Source organism: Cellulomonas sp. GbtcB1 (assembly GCF_019091725.1).
In the GTDB taxonomy this organism is placed as follows: Bacteria; Actinomycetota; Actinomycetes; order Actinomycetales; family Cellulomonadaceae; genus Cellulomonas.
In genome coordinates this window covers 129,599-142,924 of the sequence record NZ_JAGXJG010000001.1, presented here as the reverse complement: position 1 = coordinate 142,924, position 13,326 = coordinate 129,599, and the positions used below count along the sequence as shown (strand labels likewise).

Sequence of the window (13,326 nt, the reverse complement as noted above, 5' to 3'; positions counted from 1 at the left end):
ACGGGTAGGGTCGGGGCCCGTGACGGACGACGCGCCCGCCCCCGTGGCCCCCGAGACCCTGACCATCGGCCTGCGCCGCCTCGACGAGGGCGTGCCGGTCCCGGCCTACGCGCACCCGGGCGACGCCGGCGCGGACCTGGTGACCCGGGTCGACGCGACGATCGAGCCCGGCGAGCGGGCCACCCTGCCGACGGGGATCGCGATCGCCCTGCCCGAGGGCTACGCCGCCTTCGTGCACCCGCGCTCCGGCCTCGCCGCGCGGCACGGCCTCACGATCGTCAACGCGCCCGGCACGGTGGACGCCGGCTACCGCGGCGAGATCGCGGTGACGCTCCTCAACACCGACGCGCGCGAGCCCGTGGTGCTGCACCGCGGCGACCGGGTGGCCCAGCTGGTGATCCAGCGGGTGGAGCGCGCGCTGTTCGTCGAGGTCGACGAGCTGCCGGACTCGGTGCGCGGCACGGGCGGCTTCGGGTCGAGCGGCGGCTGGCGGGCCGCCGGTGCGCCCACCGAGGCGGCGGGCGCGACCACCGGTGCGCCCACGGCGGACACGCAGGCGGCCCGCTAGGTGGTCCGTGGCGTGCGGACTATCGTGGTGACGAACGCGCCCGCGACGCGGGCGACCCGGAGAGGGGACTGAGGGTGGCGCTATTCCGGCGCGGTGCGAAGGACCGCACCGCCCAGGACCAGACCGCGGCCGGCGTCGACGCAGCCGAGGGGGCCGCCGACCCGGCGGGCACCGCGGCCGCCGCGGGCGACGGACCCGCGGTGCAGGACGCGACCCCGGAGGACCCGGCCCCGGCCGCCGTCGACCGGTCCGCCGGCCCCTGGGACTCCACCGAGGAGATCCCGCCCGGCCCGCGCGTCGACCTGGGCGCCCTGCGGCTGCCCGGCGTGCACGGCATGGAGCTGCGCATGGAGATCGACAAGAAGTCCGGCACGGTGACGGCCGTCGGCGTGACGATCGACGGCTCGACGCTGCAGATGCAGGCGTTCGCCGCGCCGCGGACCGACGGCATCTGGGACGAGATCCGCGAGGAGATCGGCGAGTCCGTGCGCAAGCAGGGCGGCGCCGTCGACGACGTGCCCGGCCCGTTCGGCCGCGAGCTGCTCGCCCGGCTGCCGGTCCGCACCCCGGAGGGCCGCACCGGCCACCGCCCGGCGCGGTTCGTCGGCGTCGACGGCCCCCGCTGGTTCCTGCGCGGCGTCATCACCGGCCGCGCCGCGGTCGACGAGGAGGCCGCGGGCACGCTCGAGAACCTGTTCCGGACGACCGTCGTCGTGCGCGGCACCGAGGCGCGCGCCCCGCGCGACCTGCTCGCGCTCACGCTCCCGAACCAGGCGGACGGCGTGGCGCCCCAGCCCGCCGCCCCCGCCGCACCCACGTTCGACCCGCTCAAGCGCGGGCCGGAGATCACGGAGATCCGCTGACATGTCGCCGCTGTCGCTGCGGGAGGGCCTGCGCCGGGCCGTCGCGTCGCAGGAGGAGATCGAGGCCTCGGAGGAGCGCGAGGACGCGGTCCGCGCGAAGGGCTGCGTGCCCGTCGCGCAAACCCCGGACCGGCACCGCGTGAAGGTCTCGGGCGTGATCCGCTCCGTCGTGCTGCGCCCGCGCCAGGGCGTGCCCGCGCTCGAGGCCGACCTGTACGACGGCAGCGGCAACCTGGTGCTCGTCTGGCTGGGCCGCCGGGAGATCGCCGGCATCGAGCCGGGCCGCCGGCTCAAGGTCGAGGGGCTGGTGTGCACCCGCGAGGGCCGGCGCTCCATGTTCAACCCGCGCTACGAGCTGCGGCCCCGTCCGGGTGAGTGAGCCGACGCCGGCCGGCGGCCGCGAGCCGTCGGTGACGCCGGACCCGTCCGCCGCGGCCGACACCCCCGTGCCGCCCGCGGCCGCGCCCGAGGACGCCGTCCCCGCCCGCGGCATGCGCGCGATCGAGGCCGAGAGCTTCTCGATCGCCGAGTCCGTCGGCGGTGTCCGCGGCGCGGTCGAGTCGGTCCTGCCCGGCCTGCTCTTCGTCGTCGTGTTCGTCGCGTCCGGCCAGCAGCTGCGCCCCGCGCTGATCGCGTCCGTCGCCGCCGCGGTGCTCGCGGTCGTCGCGCGCCTCGTGCAGCGCAGCCCGCTCACCCAGGCGCTGTCCGGCGTCCTCGGGGTCGGCATCGGCGTCGTCTGGGCGTGGCGCACGGGCGACGCGAGCGACTACTTCGCCTGGGGCCTGCTCACCAACGTCGCCTACCTGCTGGCGTTCGTGGTCTCGGTGCTGGTCCGCTGGCCGCTGGTCGGCGTCGTGCTCGGGCTGTTCCGCGGCGACGGCCCGATGTCCGAGCAGGGCTCGTGGGCCGGCGCCGTCGCCTGGCGGAAGGACCCGGCGCTGCTGCGCCGGTACGCCCTCGTCACCTGGCTGTGGGCGGGGATGTTCGCCGCACGGCTGGTCGTGCAGGTGCCGCTGTACTACGCCGACGAGGTCGCGTGGCTCGGCACGGCGAAGCTCGTCATGGGCGTGCCGCTCACGGCGCTGGTGCTGTGGGCGAGCTGGATCCTGGTACGCGGCTCGACAGCAGCGCGGCCAGGTCCTCCTCGGACGCGTCCCGCCCCGTGACGAACAGCAGCTCGTCGCCGCCCTCCAGGGTGTCGTCCCCGGACGGCTGGAACGGGCGGTCGTCCCGGACGATCGCCGCGAGCACGGTGTCGGCCGGCCAGTCGATCTGACCGACCAGCGAGCCGGCGAGCGGCGAGCCCTCGGGGAGCGTCAGCTCGAGGATGTCCGCGCCGGACTGGTGGAACGTGAAGATCCGCACCAGGTCGCCGACGGAGACGGCCTCCTCGATCATCGCCGTCATGATGCGCGGGGTGGAGACGGCGACGTCCACGCCCCACGCCTCGTCGAACATCCACTCGTTCTTGGGGTTGTTCACCCGGGCGACCGTGCGCGGCACGCCGTACTCGGTCTTGGCGAGCAGCGAGATGACCAGGTTGGCCTTGTCGTCGCCGGTGGCGGCCACGACCACGTCGCACTCGTCCGTCCGCGCCTGGGTCAGCGTGGGCAGCTCGCACGCGTCGGCCAGCAGCCAGTCCGCGTCGGCCACCTGCGCGACGCGCATGGCGGAGGGCTGGCGGTCGATGAGCGTGATCTCGTGCCCGTTGGCGAGCAGCTCGCGCGCGATGGAGCGGCCGACCGAGCCGGCGCCCGCGATGACGACCCTCACGCCTGCACCTCCGGCGCCACGGTGAGGGTCCGCTCGACGGCGGCGGACTCGTCGGTCCGGAGCAGCAGGTGCACGATGTCGCTCTCCTGGAGGACGGTCTGCGCGTCGGGCAGCAGCCCGTCGCCGTAGCGGGTGAGGTACGCGACGCGGGCGCCCGTGGCCTCCTCGATCAGGCGCAGCGGCTTGCCGACCCAGCCGGCGTGCACGTCCACCTCGGACAGGCTGATCTTGCCGGACGCGTCGGTGAACTGGCTGGTCGCGCCCATCGGCAGCAGCCGGCGCAGCACCTGGTCGGCGGTCCACCGCACGGTCGCGACCGTGGGGATGCCGAGCCGCTGGTAGATCTCCGCGCGGTGCGGGTCGTAGATCCGGGCGACGACGTTCTCGACGCCGAAGGTCTCGCGCACGACGCGCGCGGCCAGGATGTTCGAGTTGTCGCCGTCGGACACGGCCGCGAACCCGAACGCGTCGTCGATGCCCGCCTGGCGCAGCGTGTCCCGGTCGAAGCCGAGGCCGGTGACCTTGCTCCCGGCGAACTCCGCGTCGAGGCGGCGGAACGAGTCCGGGTTCTGGTCGATCACCGCGACGGAGTGCCCGTGGGACTCGAGCGACTGGGCGAGCGTGGCGCCGGCGCGGCCGCAGCCCATGATGACGAAGTGCACAACGCGGAACGCTATACCCCGCGCGGACCGCCGGGCACGCCGGTGGTCCCGGGTGGTGTCCGGTGCCGGAACGCCCCGGGTGCGCCTAGCATGGTCGCTCGTGCCGGATCTCGCGGATGCCGCCAAACGCTTGCTGCTGGGCCGACCGGTCCGCAGCGAGAACCTGGGGCACACCCTCCTCCCGAAGCGGATCGCCCTGCCGATCTTCGCGTCGGACGCGCTGTCGTCCGTCGCCTACGCCCCCGACGAGGTGCTGCTGACGCTCGCCCTCGCCGGCGTGAGCGCCACCGTCATCTCTCCGTGGGTCGGCCTGGCCGTCGTCGTCGTGATGATCACCGTCATCGCGTCGTACCGGCAGAACGTGCACGCCTACCCCTCGGGCGGCGGCGACTACGAGGTCGCCACCGTGAACCTGGGGCCGAAGGCGGGCGTCACCGTCGCCAGCGCGCTGCTCGTCGACTACGTGCTCACCGTCGCGGTGTCCGTGTCGTCCGGGGCGCAGTACGCGGCGTCGGCGATCCCGGCGCTGCGGGGGCACGAGGCGCTGTTCGCCGTGGCCATCGTCGTGCTGCTCACCCTCGCGAACCTGCGCGGCGTCCGGGAGTCCGGCAACGCGTTCGCGATCCCGGTGTACCTCTACATGGTCGCCGTCGGCAGCACCGCGATCTTCGGGTTCGTGCAGTACCTGACGGGCGACCTGCAGCCCGCGGCCTCCAGCGCGTTGACGATCGTCCCCGCCGACGGGTTCGACCAGGGGCTCATGGGCGCCGCGGGCGCGTTCCTCGTGCTGCGGGCGTTCGCGTCCGGGTCCGCCGCGCTCACCGGCGTCGAGGCGATCAGCAACGGCGTCCCGTCGTTCCGCAAGCCCAAGTCGAAGAACGCCGCGACCACCCTGCTCCTGCTGGGCGGGCTGTCGGTGTTCCTCATCATGTCGATCCTGACGCTCGCGCGGCTCACCGGCGTGCACTACGTCGAGGACCCCTCGACGCAGCTGCTCGACAACGGCGTGCCGGTGGGCGAGGAGTACGTGCAGGACCCGGTCATCGGGCAGCTCGCGCAGACGATCTTCCACTCGTTCCCGCCGGCGTTCTACCTGGTCTCGGTCGTCACCGGCCTCATCCTGATCCTCGCCGCGAACACGGCCTTCAACGGGTTCCCGGTGCTCGGCTCGATCCTCGCGAAGGACGGCTACCTGCCGCGGCAGCTGCACACCCGCGGCGACCGGCTGGCGTTCTCCAACGGCATCATCGCCCTGGCCGCCGGCGCGATCGCGCTGATCCTGGCCTTCGACGCCCAGGTCACCCGGCTCATCCAGCTGTACATCGTCGGCGTCTTCGTGTCGTTCACGTTGTCCCAGCTCGGGATGATCAAGCACTGGACCCGCGAGCTCCGCACCCAGCCCGACCCCGACCGCCGGCGGCAGATGCTCCGGTCCCGGGTGATCAACGCGATCGGCTTCGGCATGACCGCGACCGTGCTGGTCATCGTGCTCATCACCAAGTTCACGCACGGCGCCTGGATCGCCATCCTCGCGATGATCATCGTGTTCATCGGCATGCAGGGCATCCGCCGGCACTACGACGCGGTCAAGGCCGAGCTCGCGCTCGGCGCCGACCCCGCGGCGGCCCGCGCGCTCCCGAGCCGGGTGCACGCGCTCGTGCTCGTCTCGCACCTGCACCGGCCGACCATGCGGGCCATCGCGTACGCCCGGGCGTCGCGGCCGCAGACCATCGAGGCCGTGACCGTGGGCGTGGACCCCGAGGACGCCGCGGCGCTCCGCGCGCAGTGGGAGGCCATGGACCTCCCGGTGCCGCTGCGGGTGCTGGACTCGCCGTTCCGCGAGATCACCCGGCCCGTCATCACCTACGTCCGCTCGATCCGGCGGGAGAGCCCGCGGGACCTGGTGGTCGTCTACATCCCCGAGTACGTCGTGGGCCACTGGTGGGAGCAGCTGCTGCACAACCAGAGCGCCCTGCGGCTCAAGGGGCGTCTCCTGTTCACGCCGGGCGTCGTGGTGGCGTCCGTGCCGTGGCAGCTCGCATCGACCGAAGGGCAGACCGGCATGGAGGACCACGTGCGCAGGACGATCTCCCGTGGGCTCTGAGGCGCGCGGCGCCGCGGTGGCGCCGGGGGACCTGGTCGAGCTCGAGGTCGGTCCGGTCGCGCACGGCGGGCACTGCGTCGCCCGGCTGCGGGCGCCCGGCGAGGACGGCCCCGGGCGGGTGGTGTTCGTCCGGCACGCGCTGCCGGGCGAGCGGGTCGTGGCGCGGCTGACCGACGCCGGGCCGAAGGCGAGGTTCTGGCGGGCCGACGCCGTCGAGGTGCTCGAGGCGTCGCCCGACCGCGTGGAGTCCGCGTGGGCCGAGGCGGGCCCGGGCGGCGTCGGGGGCGGCGAGCTCGCGCACGTGCGGCCCGACGCCCAGCGCGCCTGGAAGGCCGCCGTGCTGGCGGAGCAGCTGCAGCGGCTCGCGCGCGTCGAGCGGGAGGTGCCCGTGCGGGCGCTGCCCGGCGACGACGAGCGGGCCGGCCTCGGCTGGCGCACCCGGGTCGGCTTCCTCGCCGACCGGGAGGGCCGCGCCGGCATGCGCCGGTTCCGGTCGCACGACGTCGTGCCGGTGACGACGATGCCGCTGATGAGCGACGCGCTGGCGGAGCTCGACCTGCTCGGGCGCCGCTGGGCCCCGGGCGCCCGGATCGAGGCGGTCGCGCCCGCCGGCGGGGACACCCCGGTCGTGCTCGTCGACGACCAGCCGTTCGACCTCCGCCGCGGCAAGGTCGACCCGCGGCCGAACGCCCGGTCCGCCGTCCGCGAGCAGGTGCGGGTGGGGGAGCGGGAGTGGGGGTACCGGGTCGCGGCCGCCGGCTTCTGGCAGGTGCACCGCGAGGCCCCGGCCGCGCTCACCGGCGCCGTGCTCGACGCCCTGGGCGACGTCGACGGTGCGCGAGTGCTGGACCTGTACTCCGGCGCGGGCCTGTTCACGCTGCCCCTGGCCGACGCGGTCGGCGGCGCGGGGTCCGTGGTGGCCGTCGAGGGCGACGCGCGCGCCGTGCGGGACGCGCGCCGGAACCTGCACGACCGGCCGCGGGTCGAGCTGCACGGCGGCGACGTGGCCGGCGCGCTCGCGTCGGGCGCTGCGGGTGCCGGGGTCGACGCCGTCGTGCTCGACCCGCCGCGCGTAGGTGCCGGGCGGGACGTCGTGCGGGCGGTCGCGGGGCTCGCGCCGCGGCGCGTCGTCTACGTCGCGTGCGACCCCGCCGCACTGGCGCGGGACGTGGCGTACCTCGCGGAGGAGGGCTACGCGCTGGCCGACGTGACGGGGTACGACCTGTTCCCGATGACGCACCACGTCGAGGCGGTCGCGGTCCTGGAGCGTTGAGCCGCCGCCCGCGGGCCGCGGCCTGCGGGCGGCCCTCGGGCACCCCGGTTCGGTGGTCCCAGCTGAGTTCGGTGCCTGCAGCCACCGAACTCGGCCGGGAGCACCGAACTCGGCCGGGAGCACCGAACTCGGCCGGGGGCGCCGAGCTGCGCGTCCCCGGCGTCTCCGGATCGCCGCAGGTCGGGGGCGCCGATGCCCTCGCGCGGGGCCGCGCGTCGGCCTAGCGTGGGGACCGGGCACCGCGGCCCGCGGCGCCCGCCCCACCGGAAGGAGCCGACGATGACGACACCGCACGAGGGTGACGCCCGCGAGTCCGCCGCCGAGGCGACGCGCCGGGTGGCCGAGGCCGGCCGCCGCGCGACCGCCGAGCTGCACAAGCAGGGCACCCCGGACTACGACCCCCGCCAGCACCAGAAGGCCGTCGAGCGCGAGCGCCGGGCGGTCGAGAGCACCGCCGGGGACTGAGGGCCCCGCCTCCCGGTCGGCCGTGCGCGGCCCGGCGCGCCCGTCGACCCCGGCGCGCCGGGCCGCGCGGGCGCCGCGACGCACAGGGCCGCGTCGGGGTAGGATGTATCTCGACATCAAGATACTTCGGCGGACGAGCCCGGGCACCAGGCCCCGGGGCGCCCGTCTCCCAGCGGCCGTCCCCCAGCGGCCGGACTCGCCAACGAAGGAGCCAGAAGTGAGCAGCGTCGACAGCTTCGGGTCGAAGGCCCGGCTGCAGGTCGGGGACGACACCTACGAGATCTTCCGGCTGGACGCGGTCCCCGGGACGGAGAAGCTGCCGTACAGCCTCAAGGTGCTCGCCGAGAACCTGCTGCGGACCGAGGACGGCGCGAACATCACCGCCGACCACGTCCGCGCTCTCGCCGGGTGGGACCCGTCCGCCGAGCCGGACACCGAGATCCAGTTCACGCCCGCCCGCGTGATCATGCAGGACTTCACCGGCGTGCCCTGCGTCGTCGACCTCGCCACCATGCGCGAGGCCATGGCCGACCTGGGCGGCGACCCGACCCGGATCAACCCGCTCGCGCCCGCCGAGCTGGTCATCGACCACTCCGTGCAGATCGACGTGTTCGGGCGCGAGGACGCGTTCCGCCGCAACGTCGAGATCGAGTACCAGCGCAACCACGAGCGCTACCAGTTCCTGCGCTGGGGCCAGACCGCGTTCGACGACTTCAAGGTCGTCCCGCCGGGCACCGGCATCGTGCACCAGGTCAACATCGAGTACCTGGCGCGCGGCATCATGACGCGTGAGGTCGACGGTGCGCTGCGCGCCTACCCGGACACCTGCGTCGGCACCGACTCGCACACCACGATGGTCAACGGCCTGGGCGTGCTCGGCTGGGGCGTCGGCGGCATCGAGGCCGAGGCGGCCATGCTCGGCCAGCCCGTCTCGATGCTCATCCCGCGCGTCGTCGGCTTCAAGCTCACCGGCTCGATCCCGTCCGGCGTGACCGCGACCGACGTGGTGCTCACCATCACGCAGCAGCTGCGCCAGCACGGCGTGGTCGGCAAGTTCGTCGAGTTCTACGGCGAGGGCGTGGCCCAGGTGCCGCTCGCGAACCGCGCCACCATCGGCAACATGTCGCCGGAGTTCGGCTCCACCTGCGCGATCTTCCCGATCGACGACGTCACGCTCGACTACCTGCGCCTGACCGGCCGCTCCGAGCAGCAGCTCGCGCTCGTCGAGGCGTACGCGAAGGAGCAGGGCCTCTGGCACGACCCGTCGCGCGAGCCGGCGTACTCCGAGTACCTCGAGCTCGACCTCGGCACGGTCGTCCCGTCGATCGCCGGCCCGAAGCGCCCGCAGGACCGCATCGAGCTGTCGGAGGCCAAGGAGTCGTTCGCGACCTCGATCCTCGACTACGTGTCCGACGCCGAGAAGGCGCCGTTCACCGGGCTGGACGAGTCGGTGGACGAGACGTTCCCCGCCTCCGACCCGATCGCGGCGGGGGAGCACACCGACTCCTCGGACGCGCCGGCCCACGTCGCCGCGGGCGACTCGGCCCGCCGTCCGCACCGGCGCGTGCCGGTGACGCTGGCGGACGGCACCACGACCGAGCTCGACCACGGCGCCGTCGTGATCGCGTCGATCACCTCGTGCACCAACACGTCGAACCCGTCGGTCATGCTCGCCGCGGCGCTGCTCGCGCGGAAGGCCGTCGAGCGCGGCCTCACCTCGCAGCCGTGGGTCAAGACGTCGATGGCCCCGGGCTCCCAGGTCGTCACGAACTACTACGAGAAGGCCGGCCTCTGGCCCTACCTCGAGAAGCTCGGGTTCCACCTGGTCGGGTACGGCTGCGCCACCTGCATCGGCAACTCGGGCCCGCTGCCCGAGGAGGTCTCGGCCGTCGTCAACGAGCACGACCTGTCCGTGGTGTCGGTGCTCTCCGGCAACCGGAACTTCGAGGGCCGCATCAACCCCGACGTCAAGATGAACTACCTGGCGTCCCCGCCGCTGGTCATCGCGTACGCCCTCGCCGGGACGATGGACTTCGACTTCGACAACCAGCCGCTCGGCACCGACACCGACGGGAAGCCGGTGTTCCTCGCGGACATCTGGCCCACCCCGGAGGAGGTCCAGGCGACCATCGACGCGAGCATCGACCGCTCGATGTTCGAGTCCGACTACGCCGACGTCTTCGCGGGCGACGAGCGCTGGCGCGCCCTGGACACCCCGGAGGGCGACACGTTCGCCTGGGACGGCGGGTCCACCTACGTGCGCAAGCCCCCGTACTTCGACGGCATGGCCGCGGAGCCGGCGCCCGTCGTCGACGTCACCGGGGCGCGGGTCCTCGCCAAGCTCGGCGACTCGGTCACCACCGACCACATCAGCCCCGCGGGGTCGATCAAGGCGGACAGCCCGGCCGGGCAGTACCTCGCCGAGCACGGGGTGGAGCGCCGGGACTTCAACTCCTACGGGTCCCGCCGGGGCAACCACGAGGTGATGATCCGCGGCACGTTCGCGAACATCCGGCTCCGGAACCAGCTGGTCCCGGGCGTCGAGGGCGGCTACACCGTGAACCACCTGTCCGGGGAGCAGACGTCGATCTACGACGCCGCGCAGGCGTATGCCGAGGCCGGCGTCCCGCTCGTGATCCTGGGCGGCAAGGAGTACGGCTCCGGCTCGTCCCGCGACTGGGCGGCCAAGGGCACCGCGCTCCTGGGCGTCAAGGCGGTCATCACCGAGTCGTTCGAGCGCATCCACCGGTCGAACCTCATCGGCATGGGCGTCCTCCCGCTGCAGTTCCCGGCGGGGGAGTCGGCGGACTCGCTCGGCCTGGACGGCACCGAGACGTTCGACATCGCCGGCGTGGCGGCGCTGAACGAGGGCACGACGCCCCGGACGGTGCATGTCACGGCCACCAAGGGCGACGGCTCGGTCGTCGAGTTCGACGCGGTCGTCCGCATCGACACCCCCGGTGAGGCGGACTACTACCGGAACGGCGGCATCCTGCAGTACGTGCTGCGGTCGCTCGTCGCGGCCTGACGCACCGCGCGTCGACGACGCCCCCGTCGCCTGTTCCCGCAGGTGACGGGGGCGTCGTGCTGCCCGGGGCGGGGGCGCCGGGCCGGGAGTTGACGGCGGAGGGCTCCGCGCGTAATGTTCTCCGAGCTGCCCGGACGGGAGGCACGGACTTCGCGGCTCGACCCGAAGGCCGGTCCCGCAGGCAGCCACCCCCCGGTACGTGCTCCAGGCGCTTCGTTGCGTCCGGTTCGTCGTGCCGGACCGGGCCTCCCGAGGAGCAATGTCGTGTGAATCACGCACAAAGCACTCCGGAAAGCCTGGTAGTGTTCTCCAGGTCGAAAGCGGTGAAGAGATTCACCGAAAACGACCGGCCAGAACATCTGGTAGAGTTTCGGAACGTCGGAGCCGCTCGGAAGGGCGAATCGGGCAGGAAAGAAGCTCTGGTAGAGTTCAGGAACGCGAGGAAACGCCGGAAGGCGCGAAACGCGGGCCAGGAACTCTGGTAGATTGGAACCGAGCCTCCGGCCGAACGCCCTGAAGAGGGTGGACGGGGGATGCGCGTCTGTTCTTTGAGAACTCAACAGTGTGCCTAGTAGTTGATGCCAAGATGGTTCATCGGCTCGGGTGGCCGCCCTCAGTCTGGGGGTGGTTGTTCGGTGTCGGTGGGTCTTGGTTGATACGGAAGTCGTTCCCGACCCCGTCGGGCGGCTTCCTTAGCAGCCGAATTGACTGATCTCCGCTCGCCAGCGGGTGGGGGTCGTTTCGTGTGTCGGTGGATCGCCGCCTTCGGGTGGTGGTTGCCAATGAGACATCTACGGAGAGTTTGATTCTGGCTCAGGACGAACGCTGGCGGCGTGCTTAACACATGCAAGTCGAACGGTGAAGCCCAGCTTGCTGGGTGGATCAGTGGCGAACGGGTGAGTAACACGTGAGTAACCTGCCCCTGACTCTGGGATAAGCCTTGGAAACGAGGTCTAATACCGGATACGTGACGCTCAGGCATCTGATGCGTCTGGAAAGATTTATCGGTCAGGGATGGACTCGCGGCCTATCAGCTTGTTGGTGGGGTAACGGCCTACCAAGGCGACGACGGGTAGCCGGCCTGAGAGGGCGACCGGCCACACTGGGACTGAGACACGGCCCAGACTCCTACGGGAGGCAGCAGTGGGGAATATTGCACAATGGGCGCAAGCCTGATGCAGCGACGCCGCGTGAGGGATGAAGGCCTTCGGGTTGTAAACCTCTTTCAGCAGGGAAGAAGCGCAAGTGACGGTACCTGCAGAAGAAGCGCCGGCTAACTACGTGCCAGCAGCCGCGGTAATACGTAGGGCGCAAGCGTTGTCCGGAATTATTGGGCGTAAAGAGCTCGTAGGCGGTCTGTCGCGTCTGCTGTGAAAACTCGAGGCTCAACCTCGGGCTTGCAGTGGGTACGGGCAGTCTAGAGTGCGGTAGGGGAGACTGGAATTCCTGGTGTAGCGGTGGAATGCGCAGATATCAGGAGGAACACCGATGGCGAAGGCAGGTCTCTGGGCCGCAACTGACGCTGAGGAGCGAAAGCATGGGGAGCGAACAGGATTAGATACCCTGGTAGTCCATGCCGTAAACGTTGGGCACTAGGTGTGGGGCTCATTCCACGAGTTCCGTGCCGCAGCAAACGCATTAAGTGCCCCGCCTGGGGAGTACGGCCGCAAGGCTAAAACTCAAAGAAATTGACGGGGGCCCGCACAAGCGGCGGAGCATGCGGATTAATTCGATGCAACGCGAAGAACCTTACCAAGGCTTGACATACACCGGAAACTTCCAGAGATGGTTGCCCCGCAAGGTCGGTGTACAGGTGGTGCATGGTTGTCGTCAGCTCGTGTCGTGAGATGTTGGGTTAAGTCCCGCAACGAGCGCAACCCTCGTCCTATGTTGCCAGCGGGTCATGCCGGGGACTCATAGGAGACTGCCGGGGTCAACTCGGAGGAAGGTGGGGATGACGTCAAATCATCATGCCCCTTATGTCTTGGGCTTCACGCATGCTACAATGGCCGGTACAAAGGGCTGCGATACCGCGAGGTGGAGCGAATCCCAAAAAGCCGGTCTCAGTTCGGATTGGGGTCTGCAACTCGACCCCATGAAGTCGGAGTCGCTAGTAATCGCAGATCAGCAACGCTGCGGTGAATACGTTCCCGGGCCTTGTACACACCGCCCGTCAAGTCACGAAAGTCGGTAACACCCGAAGCCGGTGGCCCAACTGTTCGCAGGGGGAGCCGTCGAAGGTGGGACTGGCGATTGGGACTAAGTCGTAACAAGGTAGCCGTACCGGAAGGTGCGGCTGGATCACCTCCTTTCTAAGGAGCTTCTGACACGCTCGCTTCGGTGGGTGTGTGCAGAGACCAGGCCCGAGCCGTACGCGTTCGGGGTGGTGCTCAAGGGTGGAACATCAACTACGGCGGCCATCATCGGCCGGCATCGCGCCAGTACACCTCGACTTGTCGGGGACGGAACGCGCACAGCCGGCAGGAGGTGGTCGCCTAGGCACGCTGTTGGGTCCTGAGGGAACAGCCCGCTAAGGGAGGTTGCTTCATGACGGGCCCGGTCGGTCGGACGAACCGCTGACTCCTCTTCG

Annotated in this window: 10 protein-coding genes, 1 rRNA gene and 1 other annotated feature (1 of these 12 running past the window's edge); of the genes, 9 read left to right on the top strand and 2 right to left on the bottom strand. The window is 71.5% G+C overall.

The features are described from left to right. Positions 1 to 19: 19 nt before the first annotated feature. From dut to KVT14_RS00635, 4 genes are all read left to right on the top strand, one after another. On the top strand, positions 20 to 568 hold the full coding sequence (gene dut, locus KVT14_RS00650; RefSeq protein ID WP_308160788.1) for a dUTP diphosphatase: 549 nt from the start codon (positions 20 to 22) through the stop codon (positions 566 to 568). Positions 569 to 768: 200 nt separating this feature from the next. Then, complete coding sequence (locus tag KVT14_RS00645) at positions 769 to 1,431, top strand: DUF3710 domain-containing protein (protein ID WP_217613986.1); 663 nt, start codon at positions 769 to 771, stop codon at positions 1,429 to 1,431. A gap of 10 nt (positions 1,432 to 1,441) precedes the next feature. After that, positions 1,442 to 1,810, top strand: a complete 369-nt coding sequence (locus KVT14_RS00640) for an OB-fold nucleic acid binding domain-containing protein (RefSeq protein WP_147797223.1) — start codon at positions 1,442 to 1,444, stop codon at positions 1,808 to 1,810. Next, entirely contained in the window at positions 1,803 to 2,597 is a 795-nt protein-coding gene (locus KVT14_RS00635) for a DUF3159 domain-containing protein (RefSeq protein ID WP_308160787.1), read from the top strand. The genes KVT14_RS00640 and KVT14_RS00635 overlap by 8 nt, the downstream gene beginning before the upstream one ends. Here KVT14_RS00635 and KVT14_RS00630 read toward each other — a convergent pair. After that, positions 2,506 to 3,204, bottom strand: coding sequence for a TrkA family potassium uptake protein (locus KVT14_RS00630; RefSeq protein ID WP_217613872.1), 699 nt, complete (start codon positions 3,202 to 3,204; stop codon positions 2,506 to 2,508). The two genes, KVT14_RS00635 and KVT14_RS00630, sit on opposite strands and share 92 nt — an antisense overlap. Continuing rightward, complete coding sequence (locus tag KVT14_RS00625; protein ID WP_217613984.1) at positions 3,201 to 3,851, bottom strand: TrkA family potassium uptake protein; 651 nt, start codon at positions 3,849 to 3,851, stop codon at positions 3,201 to 3,203. The genes KVT14_RS00630 and KVT14_RS00625 overlap by 4 nt, the downstream gene beginning before the upstream one ends. 115 nt (positions 3,852 to 3,966) lie before the next feature. On the opposite strand from KVT14_RS00625, the gene KVT14_RS00620 reads away from it, so the two are divergent. The 5 genes from KVT14_RS00620 (at position 3,967) to KVT14_RS00600 (ending at position 13,048) form a co-directional block, all read left to right on the top strand. Beyond that, entirely contained in the window at positions 3,967 to 5,970 is a 2,004-nt protein-coding gene (locus KVT14_RS00620) for an APC family permease (RefSeq protein WP_217613871.1), read from the top strand. Then, positions 5,960 to 7,243 carry a class I SAM-dependent RNA methyltransferase gene (locus tag KVT14_RS00615; protein WP_217613870.1) on the top strand — a complete coding sequence of 428 codons (1,284 nt, stop codon included), beginning with the start codon at positions 5,960 to 5,962 and terminating at the stop codon, positions 7,241 to 7,243. The genes KVT14_RS00620 and KVT14_RS00615 overlap by 11 nt, the downstream gene beginning before the upstream one ends. A 279-nt stretch (positions 7,244 to 7,522) precedes the next feature. Further along, positions 7,523 to 7,708, top strand: coding sequence for a translation initiation factor 2 (locus KVT14_RS00610; RefSeq protein ID WP_217613869.1), 186 nt, complete (start codon positions 7,523 to 7,525; stop codon positions 7,706 to 7,708). 217 nt (positions 7,709 to 7,925) lie between these two features. Then, on the top strand, positions 7,926 to 10,736 hold the full coding sequence (locus KVT14_RS00605) for an aconitate hydratase (protein ID WP_308160786.1): 2,811 nt from the start codon (positions 7,926 to 7,928) through the stop codon (positions 10,734 to 10,736). A 790-nt stretch (positions 10,737 to 11,526) separates the two neighbouring features. After that, a 16S ribosomal RNA gene (locus tag KVT14_RS00600) occupies positions 11,527 to 13,048 on the top strand. Between the two features lie 166 nt (positions 13,049 to 13,214). Next, positions 13,215 to 13,326, top strand: a sequence feature (mutual gap in cmsearch alignment for this rRNA model is longer than 100); it runs 2,918 nt beyond the window's last position.